Source organism: Paenibacillus sp. J22P165 (genome assembly GCF_059692015.1).
Window position 1 is genome coordinate 62,636 of sequence record NZ_JCAUAP010000004.1, and the last position, 22,788, is coordinate 85,423.

Consider the following 22,788-nt stretch of genomic DNA (forward strand, 5'->3'; position numbering starts at 1 on the left):
TGTATTCGTTCTCTCTGTCCTATATGACAAATGTCATACCGTCTACATGATGTTTATGACTGCAACGAATTGAAAGCGATATCTATAATGAAGATAGGAAACTACCACTGATAATCGCTAACAAGTCCTGCGCACCATATCGAGGAGGAACTATACGATGACACAATCGACGCTAACTAACTTGAAAAAACAGGTTGCCCCTTATGAAATATCAAATACGAGGGCTAGTATTAAACAGCTAATTAACACCTTAGGACCCCTAGTCCTACTCTGGTTAGCTGCGTATATAAGCCTATCTATTTCTTATTGGATCACATTACCAATTACGATCATCGCATCTGGATTCGTGATACGAACTTTTATCATTTTCCATGATTGTTGTCATCAATCGTTCTTCAAAAGCCGTAGAGCAAACGAAATCATCGGTACGATTACCGGTATCCTTACACTCTTTCCCTATCAGCAATGGAAGAATAGTCATTCCATCCATCATGCAACGAGCAGTAACCTTGAGAAACGTGGCGTTGGTGATATGTGGGTACTGACCGTTGACGAATATGCGGCTTCCTCCATATGGGTTCGAATTGCTTATCGTTTATATCGAAATCCATTTATTATGTTCGGACTGGGTCCTATCTTTTTGTTCCTAGTTACGAATCGCTTTAATACGAAAGGCGCAAGACGTAAGGAGAGAATCAGTACTTATTTGACCAACGTCTCTATCCTTGCTTTATATGGTGGACTGATCTGGCTCATTGGATGGCAGTCATTTGTTCTGGTACAAGCTCCAATCATGTTCGTAGCGGGCTTGTTGGGCATCTGGTTATTTTATGTGCAACATCAGTTTGAAGACTCCTACTTCGAGAATGAAGATGAGTGGAGTTATGTGAAAGCCGCGGTAGATGGAAGCTCCTATTATAAGTTGCCGAAGCTTTTGCAATGGATTACTGGCAACATTGGGTTTCATCATGTCCATCACTTGAGTCCAAAAGTGCCAAATTATAATTTGGAAAAAGCGCATAATGCAACGCCTCCACTTCAAAAAGCTACGACCATTACAATCGGCACCAGTTTGAAGTCGCTACGTTTCCGTCTATGGGATGAGCAAAACAAAACGTTTGTCGGTTATAAAAATAGGAAACAGGTACACCTTAAGGAAGACGAGCAAGATCCTTTGGCTAACAAAATAAAAGTAAAAGTCCATAACTCAAGTTTACAAGGGCAATAAATACATCGTTTCATGTTTGTGCTAAAATATAGGTAAATCTATGTTAAAGAAAAAGAGGCTAAACGGACTATGCAAAAGTGGTATCAAATTTTTCACAAAAACACCGGTCTTAGTCCGTATGTGTGGGTAGTCTTTTATATCCTCCCTTTTTATTTCATATTTCGTTCTTCGACGACCTACCATATTGTATTAGGCACAATCATGATCATGGTTTTCTTTAGTTGTTATGTGCTGTCCTTCGTATCTAAAGGATGGATTGTGTACTTTTGGACTAGCGTACAAATTATTATTTCGATTATCATGGCTGTTGTATTCAGCTATGTGTACTTCTCTCTGTTTTTGGCATTTTTTATTGGCACCATGAAAAGTAAGGCAGGATTTATTACGTTGTACTGCATTCATCTAGTAACGACGATTGTCACGATTAACTATGGATTGGTATCGCAAAATCCTGTGTATTTTGACCAATTGCCTTTTATCATCATTAGTGTGATTGCCGTTATTCTCATTCCAGTCACCACGTTCAACCGAAATCGGAGTGAGCAGCTCCAGGGCCAACTTGAGGATGCCAATAAGCGGATTTCTGAGTTAGTGAAGCTGGAAGAGCGTCAAAGAATTGCCCGCGACCTACACGATACACTGGGTCAGAAGCTCTCGTTAATTGGTTTGAAGAGTGATTTGGCTGGGAAGTTAATTACCAAAAATCCGGCGCAAGCACAAATCGAAATCAATGATGTTCGCCAGACAGCTAGAATAGCTTTAAAGGAAGTCAGGGAAATCGTAACGCAAATGCGCGGAACGAGACTAGTGGAAGAGATTTTTCGAATCAAACAGATTTTGAAAGCTGCAGAGATCGACCTCGTTCTGGAGGGAGATCCGAAGTTAACCAACACGTCGCTGATCAATGAGAATGTGCTGAGCATGTGTTTGAAGGAATCCGTTACGAATATTATCAAACATAGCAGTGCTACTACGTGTTCAATTTCCATTGAGCCATCACCAAGTGATCTCGTTATCAAGGTTGGGGATAATGGGGTTGGCATGACAAAGGAATGTCTTGTTTTACTTGGAAATGGATTACGGGGCATGAAAGAGCGGCTTGAGTTTGTAAATGGTTGTATGGAAATCGTCTCAGACAATGGAACCATGATTGTTATCAAAGTACCGAATGCCATCATACCACCAGAAAGGGAGGTGCAGCTATGATTCGAATTGTGATTGCCGAAGATCAACGGATGCTACTCGGTGCACTTGCATCCTTACTGGATTTGGAAGAGGATATGCAGGTCGTTGGTAAAGCAAGCAATGGCGAGGATGCTGTGAAACTGGTTAAACTGCATAAGCCAGATATTTGTGTCATGGATATCGAGATGCCTATTATGAACGGTTTAGATGCGGCGGAGGAACTGAAGGGACTGGGTTGCAAAGTCATTATATTGACCACGTTTGCTCGTTACGGGTATTTTGAAAGGGCTGTGAAGGCTGGGGCCAACGGATATTTGCTGAAAGATAGCCCAAGCGAGGAACTGGCAACTTCGATTCGGAGTGTGATGGCAGGCAGACGCATCTACGCCTCAGAACTGGTAGATGAGACTTACAAGGAAGAAAATCCTTTGACCGAGCGGGAAAAGGAAGTATTGAACCTGATCGCTGATGGTAAAAATACGAAGGAAATTGCTGATCACATGTTCATAACAAGAGGGACTGTTCGCAACTACATCTCCGTTATTCTCGATAAGCTCAATGTCAGTAACCGAATTGAGGCTATTATGCGTTTCAAAGAGAAGGGATGGTTCAAATGACAGGCTTCCAAAAGATAAAAGAGCTCCCCTTAGACTGGACACTTTTCAGAATGTGTTCCGTCTAGGGGATCTTTTTGAATATAGCCCCTCAGCCCGTTGGCTGAGGGGCTTTTTTTGCAAAACTGAAAAGATGACGAGTTAGGGGAATCATCGCTTCACTTGAGAAGCGATGTCATGCAATAAGTTTTCGCTGCTTTTTTCTAACCTCATAGGGAATAGCTCTGTTTTTTCAGGAAGTAATTTACTCAGTTCTGGAAATACGGCGGCAGAGGCATAAATTTTGTCCGTGTGCTGAAACGTCTCAGTTAGATGATCGGTTTCACTCATCCCTAAACTCTCAAAATGAAGCTGAGTAATCCCCGCTTCCTGAATCCGGTTGGCCATCCATTCTCCCCCTATTTTTCCCAGACAAACAAAGGTAACATGGGTTCCTTGCTGCAGTTTAGCGATCTCAAGCAGAAGAGATGTTTCGATTGTTGCCCCGATCACGATAACCTTACAGTCGAAGCGGGCAAAAAGCACTTTAACTTCCTCAGCGTGATTCAAGGTTGTGATGATAACATCAGAACGCAAGGCCGCTTCTCTTAAAGAATCATCCTGTAAGGAGTTATCATCGAGAAATAAAGTCTCGACTTCACAATCAGTAGCTAGTTCGATCTGTTGGCGATAAAAAGGATGATCATGACCTCTGCATTCCACGAGTAGAATTCGCGGCTTAGCAGCTTGGTAAGGAGGGTGTAGCAAAGAGTAGGCAAGACCTGCCGTGAAAAAGGTTTGTAAATCGAATCCCATTGCAGCAGCTTCGCTAATCGTCACATTCAAAAGCTGCTGCATGGGTTTCCGCTCTTCCAAGAGTTGTTGAATCTCGCATCCACTGCTGACCTGTGTACCGCGTCCCTTCTGTATCGTAACGAGCCCCTCATCACGCAGTTGGTTATATACCCAGTTGACTGTATTTCGATTAAGCCCGAGCTCATCCGCTAATTGACTTGCTGTAGGCAGCATTTCACCGGTTTCCATTTGTCCAATCCCGATTAGCCATTTGATCTGTTCTTTGATTTGTGTATTTACGTTAAAGGTCAGTTGGGGATTAACTTGAAGGATATACGTTTTCTCTTCTTCCACTACAAATAACCTCTTTTCATAGTTAGCTAGTTATATTATAAAGGTATTTCAATCGAAATCCAAGGAATCATAAAATTTATGACTAAATATAGCGGTTGACACAACGGTAAATCTGTCATATAACTAGTTAACTAGTACTTTAACTTATGAGGTGAAATTTAAAATGAGTAACGATGTTAAGCCTAGATTTTGGCAGAAGATGACAAGCAAAGATAGAAGTCCACTAAAAATCGTTCCAAGGAATGCGTTAATCGGCTCGTTAGGCGGGTTTACGGCTATTGCACTTTTAGCTTTATTGTCGGAGCTAACCTCAAGTGTATGGATTATGGCTCCATTTGGTGCAACCTGTGTTTTGGCTTTTGGACTCTGGGATGCACCATTGTCCCAGCCACGCAATATTATCGGAGGACATTTGATTTCAACTTTAGTAGGGCTACTTTGTTTTCATCTCTTTGGTCATGGCACTTGGGTTATGGCAGGGGCTGTTGGTCTGGCGATTGGGTTGATGATGTTGAGCAAAACAACACATCCACCTGCTGGGGCAGATCCCTTGGTAGTTATTCTAAGCGGCAGCAGCTGGTCTTTTTTGATTACACCGGTCTTGTTAGGATCTGTGCTTATTGTCATTGTAGCTTTGATCATTAATAATCTAGACAAAAAACGCAGGTATCCAACATTTTGGTTTTAATTTGGTGGTGGAATATAAGCTTAATAAGTAGGACGTATAGGACAACCTTTTTCCATATAAGATGTACAATGACGATTGGAAAAAGGGAGGGGAGTGAAACTTGACCGTCATTGGCAAAGCGATTCCACGAGTCGAATCCAAAGATAAAGTGACAGGCGTTGCTCGATATACGAATGACACGCAGTCTCCTAGTCACTTGCATGGCTGGCTGGTGACAAGTCCCCATGCCCATGCCCGGATTCAATATATTGACTACGCTGCAGCCCTGCAAGTAACGGGTGTTCACGCTGTTATAACGGGGGCTGATCACTCCGTGCTTGTCGGTAGTGTACTGTTCGATCGGCCACCGATAGCACAAGGGAAAGTACGATATTACGGAGAGCCATATGCAGTCGTCGTTGCGGATAACGAACACATTGCCAAGGAAGCAGCAAGGCTGATTCGAACGGGTTTCGAGCCGCTGCCTGTCGTTAATTCTCCTAGTAGCGCGCTACAGAGCGGAGCACCATTAATTCATGAAAACTTGTCCAGCTATCAAAAAACAAATGATGTTCATCCTGTACCAGGGACAAATATTGGAAATCACGTGAAGATTAGAAAAGGTGACATGCAAGCCGGCTGGGCATTAAGCGAAGTCACGGTTGAAGGCAGTTATGCCTTCAATACGTCAGATCACTGCGCGATGGAACCGCGCTGCGCTATTGTAGAAGCGAAGCCGGACGGTACGGTAGAAATTGAGACGTCGACACAAGACCCTTTCACGATGAAACGATTGTTTCAGCGCTTTTTTGGGATAGACCAATCGAAAGTCATTATTCGCGTTCCGCTGGTCGGGGGTGCTTTCGGGGGGAAAGGATCCGTCCAACTCGAATATATCGGTTATTTGGCTTCACTTGCCTGCGGCGGTCGCCCTGTCAAGCTGAACAATACCCGCGAGAGCGATATGATCGGATCGCCAAGCCATATCGGATTGGAGGCGCGAGTAAAGCTCGGTGCTACTCGTGACGGTCGGCTAACTGCGGCAGAGATCACACTTTTGTTTGACAATGGTGGTTATACGGATGTAGGAGCTATCGTAACGGAATCTGCAGCCGTGGATTGTACAGGTCCATATCGTATCGAGCATGTTCATTGTGACGCACTGAGCGTGTATACGAACCATCCCTATGCGACCGCGTTTCGAGGGTTCGGCCACAGCGAGGTGCTCTATTGTACAGAGCGAGCGATGGATATGCTGGCGAAAAAGCTGCAAATCGATCCCCTAGAACTAAGGGATCTGAATGCCATTCAACCAGGGGACACCACTCCGACGCAAACGTTACTGAGCCGTAGCAGTGTTGGCGATCTAAGGCAATGCATTCGCAAGTTGAGAGCGCTCATGCAGTATGAAGATGTGCAGCGCGTGCAGGAAGATCCCTTCAAAGTTATAGCCACAGGGTTCTCATGCATTTGGAAAGTGTCCGGTTCAATGATCGACCTAGGATCAGGCGCTACCATCACGTTTAATCACGACGGGTCGCTTAACCTGAGTGTTGGCGCTGTCGAGATCGGTCAAGGGAACCGAACGGCCATGGCTCAGCTTGCAGCGGAGAGAATGAATATGTCGGTCGATCAGGTTCATGTCAAAATGGATATTGATACCCAAATCACGCCTGAGCATTGGAAGACGGTTGCAAGCAGCAGCACGATGATGGTTGGCCGGGCAGTTCTTGATGCAGCGGATGATGCAATCGCACAGCTGAAGCACAACGCTTCTCTCGTTCTAAAGAGGCCCATAGAGGAGCTTGCGGTTGGCGGTGGAAACGTATATGTGCAAAATGAGCCTAGTGTTTATCTAGAGATACGAACACTCGTTAGTGGATATATGTACCCGGATGGTCGTGCGTCTGGAAATCTGGTGATTGGCCGAGGAAGATATCGTGTGCATCATCAGTTGGCGCTGGATCCGCAGACAGGTAAGGGAATTCCTGGTCAACAGTGGACGGTAAGCGCACAAGCAGTTGTCGTTGAGTTCGATACGCGGGAGTGTACATACCGGATCCTGAAAGCAGCTTCGGTCATTGACGCTGGCAAAGTGATCAACGCTGGGACCGCACATGGGCAAGTCGTAGGCGGAATGAATATGGGTTTGAGCTTCGCGACACGTGAGGCGTTCCTGTTCAATCATGCAGGTGTCGTATTGAATCCTCAGTTGCGCAGTTATAAAATAACCCGATTTGGCGATCAGCCCGAATATCTGGTTGATTTCGTCGAGACGCCTTTTGTCGATGGCCCTTACGGTGCGCGGGGTGTAGCGGAGAATGGAACGATCGGTATGCCAGGTGCTTTGGCGAATGCACTTTCGATCGCAGCCGGAGTTGAGCTGAATCAGCTGCCGCTTACACCCGAGTATATATGGCGCGTAAGGGGGGCTGCACGTGATCTCTTTTGATTTCGAGTATGAATTACCATCTACATTGGAAGAAGCGATTCAAGCATTTCAGCGCGCCGACTCATTGGGACTAGATCCGATCTATTACTCCGGAGGTACAGAGATTATAACGAGGGCGCGCCTAAATCAGCTTCGAACGGGGGCAGTGATCGATGTAAAGGGCATTCCTGAATCCAATGTGCTGCTGCATAAAGATGGGCAGTGGATCGTCGGGGCGGCACGGACACTTACAGAACTCGCCAATGACAATTCTTTTCCACTGCTCACCGAGACGGTTCATCATTTAGCCGATCAGACAAACCGTAACAAAATAACCATTGGAGGTCATTTGTGCGGGAAGCTATTTTATCGAGAGGCTCTGCTACCCTTCTTACTCACAGACAGTGAGGTTGTTCTTGCGAGTCCAAATGGCGTCCGGCAGGCATCGATTCACTCTGTCTTCAACGGGGGACTCCGTTTAGAGAGAGGGGAAATGCTAATTCAGATCATCACCGATCGAAAGTATCTGGATCAACCGACGTTCACTGTGAAGCGTACCAAAATAGCTTACATCGATTACCCGATCGTTCGCATTTGCGCGATGAATACGGGAGGCTGGATGCGGTTCGCCTTCAGTGGCGTAAGTGCAGTGCCCTTTCGCTCACAACAGATCGATGAACGGCTGAACGACTCTTCATTTCCTCCTGAAGTGCGGATCGATCAGGTTATTCGAAGCTGGCCGCTCCCCGTACTAAACGATATACTCGCTTCAGCCGACTATCGCAGATTCGTGCTTCGCAATTCCTTATCAGATTCATTAGCAGCACTGGAACGGAGGGGAGGCTGACGATGCAAGCACGAGGTAGTGGAAAGAGAGAAGTCGAGCTCACAGTTAATGGGAAAAGGCACCGATTGACCATTCGTTCAGCGGACACGCTGCTGCGCGTGTTGCGGGAAAGTCTGGGGCTTACCGGCGCTAAAGCTGGATGCGAGAATGGGGATTGCGGCGCGTGCACTGTACTGGTTAATGGGACGCCAATCAAGTCCTGCTTTATGCTTGCCGTTGAAGCTCCCGGTAGCAAGGTGACAACAATTGAAGGCTTAGGTGGAGAAACGGCCGTGCAGCAAGCGTTTATAGAAACGTTTGCTTTTCAATGCGGATTTTGTACATCGGGGTTTATTATGGTTTGTCATGCTCTGCTGCAATCCAAGCCAGATGCTGATGAGGATGAGATTCGAGGCTGGCTGCAGTCAAATCTGTGCCGCTGTACCAGCTACGAAGAGATTCAGAAAGCTGTTCAAGTTGCGAAGGTGAAATGCAGTTTGAAGGGTGACAGCTGAATGAAACAAATCTGGATATTGAAAAGTCTGTCAAGCCTTGGAAAAGGCTTAAACAGACTTTTTTGCTATGGATTGACTTATTAATTCTCTATTATTCAAAATATGGATGTCGGGTTGTGGTCATCTGATATTTAGCGTAGCGCTTTGTTTGATTATGGCGTTTGGAGCACGGTACTCATACGTTTGTTTTTGGATGCTGTAGCTGCGAATTGAACAAAGATCATCAGCAGTATAATAACTATCATTCCTACGATTGCGAAGTTAAAGCTGTTGGTGGCATCGTGAATTCTTCCAAGCAGAATAGGGCCGGTAGCACCGATGACGTAACCAGCTGATTGCACCATGGCCGACCACGCAGCGGCATCCTGAGCGCTCTTTGTTGCATCAATCGGTAGAAGAAGATTCAGGGGGAACAATCCGCCAGCGCCGATCCCAATTAACGCAGCCGCAACCGATGGTTCGGCCTTTAAAAGTAACAGAACGAGGCCGATGAGCTCTAACAAAGAAGAAATGACCAACCACAACCGGCGGGAAGGGAATCTTTTCAGCAGGAGAGGTACCAGTAGGCTAACCGGGATTTGAATGACAACAAATAAGGTTAAAGCGGTCACCGAGTAGCTTTTTGAATAGCCCATTCCTTGAATAATTTGAGGTAGCCATGCCGTATACGAGTAAAATAGCATCGCCATCAACCCGAAGGACAACGTTAGTGGCCAAGCTTTGCTGTTCCCCCAAGGCAACTTGGCACTGGCCGTTCCCGCGGCAGGAGTCGAACTTACGTCATTCGGCCGAATGATCGACCACCAGAAAACGGCCGCAATGATGGCAAGGACAGACCATGAGGCTAGAGAGTACTGCCAGGAAGCGAATATATGCTGGAATGGCGTGGACAACGCTGAGCTGACTGTAGCCCCTAAAGTAAGGGCGACCGTATAAACGGCGATCATAGTAGCGACCTGCTTTGGGAAATACTTCTTAATGAAGCCTGCTAATAGCGGCCCGATAAAGGCAATTCCGATCCCCGTGATAAGAGCTGTGACGAGCAAATAAATAACTGAATTTGTGAATACACGAAGAATGGTGCCAACTGCGATAATCATCAGTGATGCACCGATTACCCTCTCAATTCCCCATTTGCCACCGGCTTTAACTGCCAACGGGGAGTAGAGCCCCATACAGAGCACAGGGATGGATGTGAGCAAACTAGCTACTGCTCCGCTCATTCCGAGATCCGTCCTAATGTTGTCTAACAAGGGGGCGATTGAATTAATCGAAGGACGTAAGTTCAGTGAAGCAATAAACATAGCTATCGCTATAAGAAAATGTTTTTTCATGACCGTTGCTCCAATTCTATGTGTACTTACCAAAGCCGCATCCGTTTAGTATTGACTGGTAAAGAAATTTTACTTGGAGAAGATGAATTTATCAATTATATTAAATTTATAATAATCATTTATAATGCAAATGATTAGCGGGATATTCGGCAGGAAGGATGGTCATTATGGAACTAAGGCAATTGGAGTATTTCTTAGCAGTGAGTGATGAACTGCACTTTACAAAGGCGGCGGAGAAAATTGGGATATCCCAGCCTAACTTGAGCTTATCTATTAAAGCGCTGGAAGAAGAGATTGGAATGCCGATGTTCAATCGGATCGGCAAACGAATCGAACTGACAGACGCAGGTGCTGTATTGAAGAAACACGTCCGGATGATGATGCAGAATCTCAGCAATGCGCGTCAAGAGATGGACGATCTTTATCATCAAAAAGGGGGGAATCTGAGCATTGCGGCATTGCCATCAGAACTGGATTATCGCCTCACTCCGATGTTTATTCGTTTCTTCCAGAGATACCCGAACATCCGATTGAAAATTATCTCGGAAGTCGATGTGACCGGACTGGTGTTAAACACAGATTTGGATATCGGAATAGCTGTAAAACCTCTTTTCGATTCGAGACTAGTCATTCGTCCATTGGCCAGAGAGGAGTATGGTATCGTCGTGTCCAAGAACCATAAGCTGTCGCAGGCCGATTCGGTAGCTTTGACCGATCTTCAGACGCTTCCCATTGTCATGTATCCGAAAGGGCTGTGGGGGAGAGATTTCTTAGATAGTTGGTGCAGGCAGCATGGGTTTCAAATGAACGTAGTGGTTGAGACTAGCTCAAATCCCTCGCTCTTTCACTTCGTCAAAGCCAATATTGCGGTAGGAATTGCCGCGAATTCGCTGCTCGAATCTATCGACAGCCTTGACCTCCATTTTCTCCCGATTCGCGACTTTCCTCCTGTAAGAGAGATGAGCATCATTTATCGATCGGATAAATACCTTAATCATGCGGCGCGTGCCTTTATCCATTTTGCGGAGGAAGAGCTGAAGGACCAGCTTATGTGATCGATGGACGACAAGCGGGGCAATTTTATCAAAAGCAATCATTATCCGTTCATCAATTGTTATATTTTAAACTTTTTCGTTAAATCCTTCATATTTCGTGGCCTATGGAAGCTCTATAATAATGACATATTAAGAGCTTTTGCCGGATTGAAGGAGGATTATCTAATGTTTTCTGATAATAAAAGTATCTATGTCAAAGATTTTACACGTCCTTCCAATGAGGACAGCGCAGCAGGTATTCGTGAAGCGATTGATAAGGCTATAGCTGTGGGAGCGGAGCGGGTCGTATTTGAACCAGGGAGATATCGATTAGTTTCCAATAAGCTTCTGCAGACCGAGGGAATGGTCCATGATGCAGGAAGTGGCAATCAACAAACGAAAGAATGTCACATTACGATTACGGATTCTAACGGTTTAACACTGCAGGGTGTTCCCAAGGAAACTGTGTACGAATATACTGCCTTGCCATCTGTTCGTCATCCACGATCAAGATGCTCGTACTAGACCGTGAAAAATACTATTTTCCACTAAAGGTTGCAGCACGAATTTCGGTAGCTTTCGCTCTAAGGTGAGAGGATCAAGATCCATATAAAAGGAAAATTTTCCCGAATATCGGATATGCATCAAATCAACGTAACTCTCTAAGGCCGTTATTTCCTCTCGCAAAGCTCCGACGCATTAAAATATTCAGGCATAGAATAGACGTATTCAAAGTATATCGTAAATAAAATAAAAGTATGGCTCTGCTGCAGGGACAGAAAAATGACCTATTTATTAAGCAGGAGGTTATATGAAAATCACATCTGTTAAAACGAAGCTTATTTCAGTACCATTCCCGACTCCTATTCGAGTATCGACGTTTTACATTGCTAAAAGAAATGCAATCATTGTTGAAATTGAGACGGATGAAGGTATTACCGGAATGGGATATTTGCCTATCCTGGGTCTAGGAAGCGAAACGATTAAAACATGCTTGGATCATGATATTGCCGATTTGCTAATCGGTGAGAACCCGTTGTATCGCAATAAGATATGGGAGAAGCTTTGGTGGGCGCTCAACATGATTGGTCGCAAGGGAGTTGCACTTTACGGAATATCTGCGGTGGATATTACCCTATGGGATTTGGCCGGGAAGCTTCAGAACACGTCGATTCATGGGATGCTTGGGCCTTATACGGATCAAGTTAAAGCGTATGCAAGTGCTGGATTCATGGCATTAACGGAGGGAGAGCTCGTCGAGGAAGCAGAAAATTATATTTCTCGGGGATTTAAAGCGTTCAAGATGAAAGCAGGGTTTCCGGATGTAAGAGTCGACCTGAAACGAGTAGCCGCCGTTAGAAAAGCGTTGGGTGCGGATGTTGACATTATGGTTGATGTGAACCAGGGGCTTGATGTGGCAACAGCAATTCAGTTCGGAAGAGAGTTGGAAAAGCTCGGCGTATATTGGTTCGAAGAACCTGTTCCTGCTGACGATATGATAGGTCATGCTGAGATCGCCAAAGCGCTGGATATTCGGATTACGACCGGTGAGACCGAGTATTCGCGATACGGGTTTCGGGACCTGATCGACAGGAAAGCTGGAGACATTCTGATGATTAACCTCAGAGCAGGGGGGATTACCGAAGCGCTCCGCATTGCCAATATGGCAAGCGCACATCGAATTCCAGTTACTCCTCATCTGGCATGGGAACTTCAAATCCAGGTCTTTGCCGCCATTCCCAACGGCATCTACATAGAGTACATGGATTGGTACGACGATCTGTTTGAAGAGGTTCCACAGATCAGGGACGGTATGGTTAGTGTTTGGAATCGTCCCGGGCATGGGCTAAAATTTCGTGAAGACATCATACGGAAGTACGTTATCGATTAGAGGATTAGCTGCTTTTTCTTATGCAACGGGGAGGTTTCGTTAATAGGAAAATATTTACATGGGAACAAATGTGCTGTATTATGGAGAGGGAATATACGAACTATACATTAAAGCCATTCACCGTTATAGCCGATTGCCCCATTGATTATCGCCGCGGGCAATGGAATGGGAAATTCTACTCAAGACCACACTCATACATAAAAAGGAGATCATCAAAATGAATCAAAGCCCATTTTTTGGTATTGGTATTTTCGTCCCAGTCAGCGATCTGAAACGATCAACGGAGTGGTATACCCATGTGTTAGGATTTGAAATCAGGCATCATGATGAGCCGAATGCTACTGTGACCATGATGAATGATAACAAAATCATTTTTTGTCTCGTGCGTTCCAACAACATTGAACAGCATCCTTTTCCAAAAAATGAGTATGGTGTAGGCCAGTATTTTAATTTTCATACGCACGATGTTGAGTCGACATATCAACTGCTGCGCCAGCGAGGAGCCGATGTTGGTGAGATTGAAGAGTTCGATGGAATGCGAGGATTTTCAGTTCAAGATCCAGATGGAAACAGGTATGGGGTAGTGAACTGAGCATGACATTCCGGCATCTCACGATCTATTTAATGTGAAGAAGGAAGCCAACCGATAATTTGCAATAACGTTAACACGACCTCGATAACGATAAGAATCACAACAATCCATTCAACAAAAAGTCCTCGTATTGAATGACTAATCGTCGAAAAGCCTTCTAAGATATGATAGAGAATATCAGTTTTACTTTTTAATATGGTATAGCGATCATTTAACTCAAAGAAAACGATCATCTCATCGTAAAATTGACTTGCTGAGCTATGCGTCCAAGTCAACTCAGGCTTATCCAAAATCATGATATAGGCTAACGTGTTAAACTCGTGGCGAACAATTTTGGCAGTCGTTTTAGCCAATTCTTTGTTGCCTACGCGAAGCTTTCCTTTTTCCAGCCGGTCTATTATGACTTCGAGGTTATCTTGAATCTTCCCTAGCTGCTCCTCACTCCTCTCAAGTGCCACTGATTTGGCTAGAACCGTTGCAATTATTTCAGGAAAAAAGAACTCATACTCCGGAACAACCACATATTCATCCGTCAATGTCATACTATCGGTTTCTTCGATATGCAGACTATAATCATCTGTGTATTTATCGGCTCTTTCGAGTGCGATATCGGGCTCAAATGATTGAATAAACTTCAATAAAGCCGTAATTTCATTCTGATGTGTCAAATTCACGAAGACAACACTGCCGAAGGAAAAGACCAGTACTTGCTGCAGTTCGTCTAAATCCTTGTGATAGATTTTTTGAAGGACTTTATAACTGAGGATTAAAGGCTGTTCCCATGTATATTTTTTGGGAATACCGCAGTGAATAGCAATTTTGTTCAGATCTATTTCATTCGTAATAGCCAAGGCCTTAAACGTAATGTCCTTCATTGTTCACCACTCATCTATCTAATCGTTATACTCGATATTATTAGCAGTAAATGGAAGAAATAATCCTATAATTTGAGCAGGTTTTTTCGGTTCGTTTAGAGAACCCAAAGAAGAAAAAAGTGAAGGTTGACTGAATCAGGCTTTAATTATGTATAGCATTTATAATAAATGAGTTTGGGAATCCGAACTTAGTCCAGAATATTGTCCAACCACAGTCCATACTCAGGTATGGGCTATTTTCGTTTATCTCTGCTCATTGCGAGAAAAGCCAACTATTAAATGGGGCATATTCTTAATATTTTAAGAAGATAGACTAGGATTGGACAGATAGATTAATAGATTAGCCGTTCCTTAATAATTTATTAATCATATTTTAGAGTAACAGGGTAAGACAGGTAGAAAATGGACTGTTTATCGTGGGAATTTAATCATTTAGGGGGGAATATGGGAGTCGTTTTTTTTTCGTTTTAATACTAAAAAATGACAATAAAGTATGAATTTAGAGTGTTTGGCTATTAAACTATTAATCTAAATCTATTAAACAGAGGAAAGGATGATAGATATGTTTTCGATGATGAATGAGTTGAGAAAGCTAATGGAGGCAAGCGTGACCAGAAAGATTAAATCTATCAAAGTGGACCGGGTGGATCCAACTGAAGAATTAACAGTAGATAACCCGACAGACCTGACACTGATCGGTATTGGGAAAAAAAGTGCAACCTTTCACTTGGATGAAACGCGCATCGTTAAAATTTATGCCAAGGAGGGCAGAGCAGAGGAGGAGTACAATCTGCTTCATAAAGGAGCCGTCTACGGCATAACGCCAAAGGTTTACTTATTTGGCCCGACCTTCTTGGTGATGGAATCCATGAAGACTTCGACATTGCTCGGCTACATGGAGATGAACGGACTTTCACAGGAATTTACAAGCCGTCTGTTGCGCTTGCTTAGTGTCTCTAAAGAATTAGGATGGGGATCCGGTCATGCACCTGAAGACATTTATGTGATGCCGGACGGGACTCTAAAGGTTGTCAATATCAGTGATAAAGCTGTCTCTGCGGATTATCCCCCTAAGAAGCTGCTGAAAGGGTTGGGGACGTGGACTGGTGTTTTTCTCCAACACGTAGAGGTATTGGATCCCGAGTTGCACCAACAATGGATCAATCATCCTGAGTCGCAAAAATATGTTACAAAGACATCGCTTTAGGAGGGATTCTGGATGAAAATTGCAATGATCGCTTGGGAGTACCCTCCGCAATTTTCAGGAGGACTGGGTGTACACTGCCAATCGCTGGTTGAGGAGCTGGTCAAACAAGCGGTATGTATTGACTTTTATCTCCCGACTGACAGGGATACGGTATTTCATATCCCGGAGGGGATGGTTATGCACCGGTTGGATATAGGTCAGCAATCATCCGCTTATTCGGAAGGAGATAATAGGGTTTGGGAGAGTATCCACTCGTTCCGAGACCGCCTTGAGGAGGTTTTTCAACCGCAGGGAGTAGATGTCATTCATGCACATGATTGGATGGGCGTTTTTGCAGCGATGCGTATCCAAGAACTGTACGGAATTCCCTTAATTTGGACCGTTCACTCTACAGAGTATGACCGGGCGGCAGGTTTGCCCCCTCATCCCGGGATTTTAGCTATTGAGCAGGCGGCGTTTCAAGTGGCAACCCATACCATCACTGTTTCTGCCCGTACGAAAGAAAGTTTGGTTTTGAAATATGGTGCTGACCCGAGCACGGTCTCCGTGATTTATAACGGTATTCATGCCTCCTCCTTTCAAAGCTTGGCAGTGGATCGGGATTACGGAACAACCGAAGGGTATGTTTTATTTTTAGGAAGAGTGACTGGACAAAAGGGACCTGGTGATTTCCTGAAAGCAGCAAGGATGATTCTTGCTGAAAGAGAGACACGCTTTATGATCGCAGGGGATGGCAACTTGCTGGGTCCCCTGCGTCGGCAAGCGCATCGCTGGAAAATCGATGAACATATAACTTTTACAGGCACTGTCAAAGGGGAGCAGGTACAGAAATGCTATAAGGATGCACAGGTTTATGTGCTTCCGTCTATATCGGAGCCGTTCGGAATTACGGTGCTTGAGGCGATGGCCTCGGGGGTTCCGACAATCATCACAACGACTACAGGAGCTAGTGAAATCGTCCAAAGCGTATGCCGCGTGGAACCGGGTAACCCAAAACAATTGGCCAAAGCCATCCTTACATTGTTAGATGATCCCGCCCTGCAGAAGTCTTTAGCTCAAAGAGGAGTTCAAGAAGTACAGAGCTTTTCATGGAAATCGATTGCCGACCAAACCATCTTGCTCTACTCGCAGTGGTGTGAACAAGCTGATAGAAAGGAGTCTTAACAATGAAAGAGGAATATCCTATTCTCCCTATGGAGGAAATGATTGCCGCTTATGAAGCGGATTTTATCGATGAACCGAGGCATGTCTTATCGTTTACTTTAGTAGCGTGTATGCCCAAGATGAAAAAATGGATTTTGGAATATGCAGTAACGTACAGAAAACAGAATGGTGAGGAAGCTCAGGAAGCGGTCATAGGGAAAATATTTTCGGACCCGGAAAAAGGAATGGCGGGCTACTATATAATGCGGCATCTTTGGGCAAATGGTATGAATGATGAAGTTAACTATACGATCGTACGCCCTATTGCCTATCTTCAATCCTATAATCTGCTGCTTATGTCCAAAGCACCTGGGAAAATCATAAGGGATTGGATGTACGAAACGGATCAAGCAGTTCATGCTGCCTACCAAGTGGCTATCTGGTTAAAACAACTGCACCAAGTCCCGCTTATGCAAATCAAGCAGCTCAGAAGGACGAGGGCAGATGTAGATTTTACCCGTTTAATCACAGAGTTGACGAAGGTTGTTCCGGAAAAGGAGGCAGCATTCCAATCGCTTGTCAATCAGTTGATGCTCCATCCAGTAACTGCTAGGAGAGATAACTTAGCTATGCTGCACGGGGATTTTCATATCAAAAATGTTTTTTGGAACGAGCATAAGGTGACGGCCATTGATTTTGATCACCACTTTATTGGAGATCCGGCTTGGGATGTCGCTTATCATGCCAGCCAAATTCAATTGAGCGCATTTTATAAGAAGGGTGATTTCCAATTCTTTCAGCCGGCCGTAAAAATGTTAATCGATACTTACCTTACCGGGATTCCGGAATCGGAACATCAGTCTTTCCTAATACGCTTATTTCAATGCCGTTCCCGATCTTTATTTGAAAGTCTCCATTATGAATTATGTGTATGTAAGACCGGAGCCTTGGACATCGTTGATCCATTTCTTCAAGAATGTGAGCTATCCTTGCAGGGAAGTGCTTTCGGATGAGGCCCGCCCGAATTCCGATCGCGATTGTCCATCACGCAAACCAGTATTTAATAACCAATGGCTATGTGAATCGTCCTGGCATTGGGGAAACGATCGGGCCAACGGACGGATCGTCGGGACTGCGTGCCATATTAGAACTTCACAGCAAATATGACATTCCGTTTCACCTTCATATAAGCGGTACTTTAATTGAAGCGTGCGCATGGTTTGATCCACTTTTTCTGGAGGAAATCTCTGATTTGTGGAAGGCCGGATTGGTGGAATTGGTAGGTTCAACCTACTCGCAAAATATAATGACGCTGTTCAGTAATGATTTTAATCGATTTCAATTGGAAGAAGAACTACGGTTATATCAAGCGTGGCTAGGAGCAAGCCCATCCGAAGTGAAAGGGCTTTGGATTCCAGAAAGGGTCTGGGACACTAGACGACTTGCTGAAACAGTAACGAATTCGGCTCTTTGCAATGGTGGATACCGGTACGTATTAGCGGATGATCGTTTGTTACTGCAAGGGGATGAACGCACTCGCTTCGACGAACAACGCCGTTTTGATCCCAGCTTATACAAGCCATATTCGGTGAAAGACGCTAGTGGTTTAATAGCTCTGCCTATCTCTACGGAGATGAGACTGAATGTTCCATTCCATAGCAGGATAAATGAAGAAAAGCTGGATCAATTAATGGACGAATTGCGTCAGGAAGTTGACCGTGGGGAGGATGTTATCGCTATCTACGGTGATGACATGGAAAAGGCAGCAGGAATTCCTCCCATGTGGGATCCCCAATCTATTCAGCACTACGATTTGTTTTTGAAGTGGCTGACAAACAGGCAGGATGTCGAGCCGGTTCTGCTTGGAGCTTGGCTTAACAAGCGGACAGACTGGCCGACCCGCTCGGTTGGCCCGGGCACTTATATGGAGCTGGCAGGGATATTCGGTGCTGGGGAGGATTACTCCGGTTGGGCAGGCTCGTCGGCTTGGGCTCCCTATCAGCTAATGCTTGAAAATGCTTGGGAGAGAGTATTTACGTATTCAAAACAGCAGGCTGCACCATGCTTGCTCCTCGATCTGGCAATCAAGCATTTGCTTGCCTCCGCATATGAAACGGGCTGGCACGATCCGGGCGTATCATGGAAGGACGCCTCCCCAGCACCCTGGGCCCGCGCACTTGCGAGTCATGCCCGCGCTGCTTATGTACTACTGAAGGCGGCAGTATGGCAGCAAGATACAGACAGCGAGGGACTGCTGAAGCTGGAGGTACAGGATATCGACGAGGACGGGCATGAAGAAGTGATTTTGCGCAACCAAATCTTAGCTGTGGTCATTAGTCCTACGTTCGGTGGGCGGATTCTATATGCCTTTTCGTTCAAAGATAAGGAGGGACGGATGTTTATAGGCAATCCGACGGACGATTGGAACTTGCTTGAAGAACTGAACGGTTTTATGGATACGCCTATGAATCATCCAGGAGCACTTGCGGATTATGGATACGAGCATGATGTATATGAAATCGAAAGTGCTACTTCTGCAGAAGACTCTCCTGCTGAGTTGGTACTTGTGAATAGGCAGGTCAACAGTCCAGCGTATGGTTTAAAGAAAAGGTTCCTGTTAAACAAGAATGAAAGCCGGATCAATATCGGATATGAGCAGATTCCTCCTTCCATTTTGCCACTTTCGCTCGATATTGGGATGTCTACCGATTACCTTCGAATTATACGGGAGGGACGTGCTTCGTTAGATTCCTGTACAGAAGGGGGGAAACGGGGCATCCGAACCGGAAACCTGTTTACTTGGGTTTATCCAACAACTTCGGGTGTGAAATGGCATATTCCCCGGTCCCCGGTTTTCGGCCACGGTGTCTGTATAGGATTAACGCTGACACATTTCGAAGGATCATTTGACATGGGAGTTGATTGTGGGTATGGATCTTAATTTAGTTCCTGTTCAACATATAAGCTGTATGCCGGAAGGATATTCGAAGCCCCAATTGATCCAGTTTAGCGATGGCATGAGTTATGTAGTTAAATTCAAAAATAACCCAACCGGAACAAGGGTGTTGGTTAACGAATATGTTGCGGCAAGCTTCGGGCAGCTTCTTTCTCTGCCAGTAATCCCGTTTAAAGTCGTCTCTGTTTCCAATGACTTTATCAAAGACATACCTGAATTGGTTAAAAGTAAATTTAAATCCGGCAGTCAGTTCGCTAGTCAGTATATCGAAGGCAGCACTTATCTTACCCCCGATTTTATTAAAAAAAGCAGCTTACGGATCCGCAATCAGGATATACTTGCCGGGGTCATTCTGTTTGACCTTTGGCTCAGTAATACGGATCGTAAAGAAAAAAACACACTTTTAAAGCCAATGGGTGCCAGTGAACATTACTTTTACATGATCGATCATGGACGATGCTTTGCCGATTCGAATTGGACGATAAAAACGCTGAAAAACACGAAGATGAATTTGAATCTGAAGGTTCATCAATGGTGTTACTCTCTTTTAAAAGATAAGGGAGAGTTAAATGATTATTTGGTGCGGATCCTTTCTTTGTCTGATGAAGCGATCAAGCAAGTTGTGTTCTCGATTCCTCAGGATTGGGATGTGTCAGGTGCGGAAAGAGAAGCTTTGTTATCGCATCTAATCAACGCAAGAAATAAATTACCAGATCTCTTAGTGAAATTCAAAAAATTATGCGGTTCTTCTTAACTGGAAAAATACTCGTTTTATGCTACTTACGTCGCGTAAAACGAGTATTTTTAGTTTGTGTGGTTAGTCTAAAGGTAAGGAGTTAAGGAAGTCTACGTTATTCGTTCGAAGCTTCGGTTTTTTCTTTAATCATACTCATGACTTGTTGGAAATCCGGTTGACTCACCCAAAGATCGTACCATTTGGGACTGATTTCACGCACATAGTCGATAAATTCCGGCGCGTATTGTCCCATATCCGAAATCAGCTTTTGCGCGAAATAAACCGGAGTCGGTTTAATCACGTGGACGACATCGATGATTTTCATAGTCTCATCCGGCATCATAAAAATATGCCGAGCCGAGTGGTCAAATCGATTATATCCGACCTCCCCAAACGTCTCCAACAGTTTAATAATTTTTGCAGCTAATGAGCGAGTCATCGCATTTTGCTGCAAATAATCATACAAGCTTGGAACAGTTAAATAGTCCATCACAATAAAATTACTGCCCCAAAAATACACTTTTGGACAAATACCAGCTTGTCCCCCCAGCGTTAAACTATGCAGTTCTTGCTGACAGCTTTCTTCACGGTAGTACACTTTCACACAACGATGCTCATCAATTTGAAAAACAGCGCCTTGCTTTCCTTTGCCAATTAAACGGTAGCCTGACGGATTATCGATGTTAACAACCGTCTCGCTTTTTCGTACTCGAATTTGATTCAATTTGTGCAGCATTTCTTCTTCCATCTATGATCCCTCCTCTCTACTTATGATATGAACGCAACGAAGTACTAGGAAAGGCATTTAACTACTAGATTAAGCCTTTTTTAGACACGCCAGCGAAAAAAAGGTACAATCGCTTCTTCTAGGGAAGTGATTGTACCTTTGCAGTTATTGAGACAATAATCTTTTATAAATGGAGAGGGCTCCGAAGTGCTGCCCTTCATGGTACAGGTTATAACGGAGCGACTGCTCTGGCGTTACTAGAGCGAGTCCGGTGGATGTAGTAATTACGGCTACACTTTCGTTCAAGCGTTCCATCGGATACTGCTTTCGAATTCTATCCAATTGTTCTGTCAGCAGAGCCTTCAGTTCTGGCACTGTCGGATTAGGAAGTGAAGCAGAGTACGTGTCATCCTTTGGCGACTTTCCCGAAACGAACCGATCAGTAAAGCCTTCTGGCAAATGAAGCGGGATTTTCAGCTGCGATAGCGCCAAATATTCCGTAACGAAATAGATGTGGCCAAGGTGCCAACGGATATTATTGCGAAATCCAGTGGGGATGCGGTCCGCGAGTTCCTCCGTTAAGCCATCAAATGCGCGTAGTGTTTCCGTTCTAATATTGATCAGTTCTTCGAAAATAGTTGTTTTCATATAATCGCACTCCTCGATTGTGTATGATTTCAATTTATCGCCGGAAAGGAAGGGGACAGTACTAGGTTACAAACTGCTGACAGCGGCATTACCCCCGGTCGTTCTGAACGGTTCTACCTTCATAAAACATACGATCAGGGATTTCTACTTTCTCTTTGGCTACCAAGGAGGCCGCGCTTAATTTATAGATCGCGGTCTTACTACCTAACGGAGAAACGTAGCGATCTAAATGAGTTCGCCCCAGCGGCTTATCATAATAGCCTGGTACATACTTGTCCAACATGACCTGCATAGCCGCTGTCGCTTCATCTAAATCGGTTACGCGTTCCAAGTTGCCTTCGATGATAACACTCATAAAGGCAGTATCTGTTTTAGCAGGTACCGGACTCGTAATCGTTCCGTAATTTTCGCTTATGGTGAAACAGGCGCGAGGGTTTTGCTCGATATATGTGATTTTTCTTCCTTCCTCAGCCCCATGAAAATAAATAGCGTTGTTTAGAAATGAGAAATTAAGTGGAATGACATAGGGCACATCTTCGGAAGATAGGCCGAGAAATCCAATTTTGGCTTGTTTAAGAAAGTGTTGGATTTTATCGTCATCCGTCGAGCTTCGTTTCACATTACGAAGTGGAAACATCGTTGCCATCGCCTTTCGAATTGATCGTATCCAAATACTCTCGGATTTGTGCAGGCGTCTTTGCGAATTTACTATGCAGATGCGCTAATTTCTCTCCATTTTTAAATACCAGTAAGCTTGGGATTCCTCTAACATCATATTTTTCTGTAAGCTCTTCGAATTGCTCGGAATCTACCGCATAGAATTGCTTATCCGAATGCTCGTTTATAATATCACCGATAAATCGATCTAAATTTTTGCAATCATGACACCAAGTCGCATCAAATTTCATAATCGTGTAGCTATTACCATTGATTTTCTCTTGAAATTGCTGGTTTGTTTGAATGCGTTCCATGGTTATCTATCCCTTCTCGTTATATTGTGAAAATATGCTTTTCGTTATGCTTCAAAAAATTCTCGACATCGATAGTTGCC

23 protein-coding genes are annotated in these 22,788 nt (G+C 44.5%); 16 read left to right on the forward strand and 7 right to left on the reverse strand.

The features are described from left to right. The first annotated feature begins 157 nt into the window (after nucleotides 1-157). The 3 genes from desA to AC58QM_RS10735 all read left to right on the forward strand — a co-directional run bounded on the left by desA (nucleotide 158) and on the right by AC58QM_RS10735 (nucleotide 3,030). Complete coding sequence (gene desA, locus AC58QM_RS10725) at nucleotides 158-1,228, forward strand: Delta(5) desaturase DesA (protein WP_497283744.1); 1,071 nt, start codon at nucleotides 158-160, stop codon at nucleotides 1,226-1,228. 69 nt (nucleotides 1,229-1,297) lie between these two features. Then, the gene (locus AC58QM_RS10730; protein ID WP_497283746.1) at nucleotides 1,298-2,434 is read left to right on the forward strand and encodes a sensor histidine kinase; all 1,137 of its coding nucleotides are present in this window, start codon (nucleotides 1,298-1,300) and stop codon (nucleotides 2,432-2,434) included. Then, nucleotides 2,431-3,030, forward strand: a complete 600-nt coding sequence (locus AC58QM_RS10735) for a response regulator (RefSeq protein ID WP_497283747.1) — start codon at nucleotides 2,431-2,433, stop codon at nucleotides 3,028-3,030. The genes AC58QM_RS10730 and AC58QM_RS10735 overlap by 4 nt, the downstream gene beginning before the upstream one ends. A gap of 147 nt (nucleotides 3,031-3,177) precedes the next feature. Here AC58QM_RS10735 and AC58QM_RS10740 read toward each other — a convergent pair whose 3' ends face one another. Beyond that, nucleotides 3,178-4,155 (reverse strand): GntR family transcriptional regulator, encoded by a 978-nt coding sequence (locus tag AC58QM_RS10740; RefSeq protein WP_497283749.1) that lies wholly within the window; start codon nucleotides 4,153-4,155, stop codon nucleotides 3,178-3,180. A gap of 163 nt (nucleotides 4,156-4,318) precedes the next feature. Between AC58QM_RS10740 and AC58QM_RS10745 the strand changes: the two genes are divergently transcribed. The 4 genes from AC58QM_RS10745 (at nucleotide 4,319) to AC58QM_RS10760 (ending at nucleotide 8,594) form a co-directional block, all read left to right on the forward strand. Beyond that, entirely contained in the window at nucleotides 4,319-4,843 is a 525-nt protein-coding gene (locus tag AC58QM_RS10745; RefSeq protein ID WP_497283750.1) for an HPP family protein, read from the forward strand. Between the two features lie 100 nt (nucleotides 4,844-4,943). Then, complete coding sequence (locus tag AC58QM_RS10750) at nucleotides 4,944-7,274, forward strand: xanthine dehydrogenase family protein molybdopterin-binding subunit (RefSeq protein ID WP_497283752.1); 2,331 nt, start codon at nucleotides 4,944-4,946, stop codon at nucleotides 7,272-7,274. After that, entirely contained in the window at nucleotides 7,261-8,100 is an 840-nt protein-coding gene (locus AC58QM_RS10755; protein WP_497283754.1) for an FAD binding domain-containing protein, read from the forward strand. The genes AC58QM_RS10750 and AC58QM_RS10755 overlap by 14 nt, the downstream gene beginning before the upstream one ends. A gap of 2 nt (nucleotides 8,101-8,102) precedes the next feature. Next, nucleotides 8,103-8,594, forward strand: a complete 492-nt coding sequence (locus tag AC58QM_RS10760; protein ID WP_497283755.1) for a (2Fe-2S)-binding protein — start codon at nucleotides 8,103-8,105, stop codon at nucleotides 8,592-8,594. Nucleotides 8,595-8,746: 152 nt separating this feature from the next. On the opposite strand, the gene AC58QM_RS10765 is transcribed toward AC58QM_RS10760, so the two are convergent. Beyond that, the gene (locus AC58QM_RS10765) at nucleotides 8,747-9,928 is read right to left on the reverse strand and encodes an MFS transporter (RefSeq protein WP_497283757.1); all 1,182 of its coding nucleotides are present in this window, start codon (nucleotides 9,926-9,928) and stop codon (nucleotides 8,747-8,749) included. Nucleotides 9,929-10,095: 167 nt separating this feature from the next. Between AC58QM_RS10765 and AC58QM_RS10770 the strand changes: the two genes are divergently transcribed. The 4 genes from AC58QM_RS10770 to AC58QM_RS10785 all read left to right on the forward strand — a co-directional run bounded on the left by AC58QM_RS10770 (nucleotide 10,096) and on the right by AC58QM_RS10785 (nucleotide 13,445). Then, nucleotides 10,096-10,983: a LysR family transcriptional regulator gene (locus AC58QM_RS10770; protein ID WP_497283759.1), complete on the forward strand. Its 888-nt coding sequence runs from the start codon at nucleotides 10,096-10,098 to the stop codon at nucleotides 10,981-10,983. A 165-nt stretch (nucleotides 10,984-11,148) separates the two neighbouring features. Next, nucleotides 11,149-11,487, forward strand: a complete 339-nt coding sequence (locus AC58QM_RS10775; protein ID WP_497283760.1) for a hypothetical protein — start codon at nucleotides 11,149-11,151, stop codon at nucleotides 11,485-11,487. Between the two features lie 286 nt (nucleotides 11,488-11,773). After that, nucleotides 11,774-12,853 carry a mandelate racemase/muconate lactonizing enzyme family protein gene (locus tag AC58QM_RS10780; protein WP_497283761.1) on the forward strand — a complete coding sequence of 360 codons (1,080 nt, stop codon included), beginning with the start codon at nucleotides 11,774-11,776 and terminating at the stop codon, nucleotides 12,851-12,853. Between the two features lie 217 nt (nucleotides 12,854-13,070). Next, nucleotides 13,071-13,445 carry a VOC family protein gene (locus AC58QM_RS10785; protein WP_497283762.1) on the forward strand — a complete coding sequence of 125 codons (375 nt, stop codon included), beginning with the start codon at nucleotides 13,071-13,073 and terminating at the stop codon, nucleotides 13,443-13,445. 29 nt (nucleotides 13,446-13,474) lie between these two features. Here AC58QM_RS10785 and AC58QM_RS10790 read toward each other — a convergent pair whose 3' ends face one another. After that, nucleotides 13,475-14,320: an RMD1 family protein gene (locus AC58QM_RS10790; protein WP_497283764.1), complete on the reverse strand. Its 846-nt coding sequence runs from the start codon at nucleotides 14,318-14,320 to the stop codon at nucleotides 13,475-13,477. 607 nt (nucleotides 14,321-14,927) lie between these two features. On the opposite strand from AC58QM_RS10790, the gene AC58QM_RS10795 reads away from it, so the two are divergent. The 5 genes from AC58QM_RS10795 to AC58QM_RS10815 are packed head-to-tail and all read left to right on the forward strand — an operon-like array spanning nucleotide 14,928 to nucleotide 20,380. Beyond that, the gene (locus tag AC58QM_RS10795) at nucleotides 14,928-15,527 is read left to right on the forward strand and encodes a hypothetical protein (RefSeq protein ID WP_497283765.1); all 600 of its coding nucleotides are present in this window, start codon (nucleotides 14,928-14,930) and stop codon (nucleotides 15,525-15,527) included. Nucleotides 15,528-15,539: 12 nt separating this feature from the next. Beyond that, entirely contained in the window at nucleotides 15,540-16,691 is a 1,152-nt protein-coding gene (locus AC58QM_RS10800) for a glycosyltransferase family 4 protein (protein ID WP_497283767.1), read from the forward strand. A gap of 2 nt (nucleotides 16,692-16,693) precedes the next feature. Beyond that, complete coding sequence (locus AC58QM_RS10805) at nucleotides 16,694-17,683, forward strand: aminoglycoside phosphotransferase family protein (RefSeq protein ID WP_497283769.1); 990 nt, start codon at nucleotides 16,694-16,696, stop codon at nucleotides 17,681-17,683. Further along, on the forward strand, nucleotides 17,680-19,611 hold the full coding sequence (locus tag AC58QM_RS10810) for a polysaccharide deacetylase family protein (protein ID WP_497283771.1): 1,932 nt from the start codon (nucleotides 17,680-17,682) through the stop codon (nucleotides 19,609-19,611). Before AC58QM_RS10805 ends, AC58QM_RS10810 begins: the two co-directional genes overlap by 4 nt. Next, entirely contained in the window at nucleotides 19,601-20,380 is a 780-nt protein-coding gene (locus AC58QM_RS10815) for a HipA family kinase (RefSeq protein ID WP_497283772.1), read from the forward strand. The genes AC58QM_RS10810 and AC58QM_RS10815 overlap by 11 nt, the downstream gene beginning before the upstream one ends. A 97-nt stretch (nucleotides 20,381-20,477) precedes the next feature. On the opposite strand, the gene AC58QM_RS10820 is transcribed toward AC58QM_RS10815, so the two are convergent. From AC58QM_RS10820 to AC58QM_RS10835, 4 genes are all read right to left on the reverse strand, one after another. Next, entirely contained in the window at nucleotides 20,478-21,110 is a 633-nt protein-coding gene (locus tag AC58QM_RS10820; RefSeq protein ID WP_497283774.1) for a hypothetical protein, read from the reverse strand. Between the two features lie 144 nt (nucleotides 21,111-21,254). Next, nucleotides 21,255-21,737 carry a DinB family protein gene (locus tag AC58QM_RS10825; protein ID WP_497283775.1) on the reverse strand — a complete coding sequence of 161 codons (483 nt, stop codon included), beginning with the start codon at nucleotides 21,735-21,737 and terminating at the stop codon, nucleotides 21,255-21,257. An 88-nt stretch (nucleotides 21,738-21,825) separates the two neighbouring features. Beyond that, nucleotides 21,826-22,374 carry a pyridoxamine 5'-phosphate oxidase family protein gene (locus tag AC58QM_RS10830; RefSeq protein ID WP_497283777.1) on the reverse strand — a complete coding sequence of 183 codons (549 nt, stop codon included), beginning with the start codon at nucleotides 22,372-22,374 and terminating at the stop codon, nucleotides 21,826-21,828. Beyond that, nucleotides 22,358-22,708: a thioredoxin family protein gene (locus AC58QM_RS10835; protein WP_497283779.1), complete on the reverse strand. Its 351-nt coding sequence runs from the start codon at nucleotides 22,706-22,708 to the stop codon at nucleotides 22,358-22,360. The genes AC58QM_RS10830 and AC58QM_RS10835 overlap by 17 nt, the downstream gene beginning before the upstream one ends. Nucleotides 22,709-22,788: the final 80 nt, after the last annotated feature.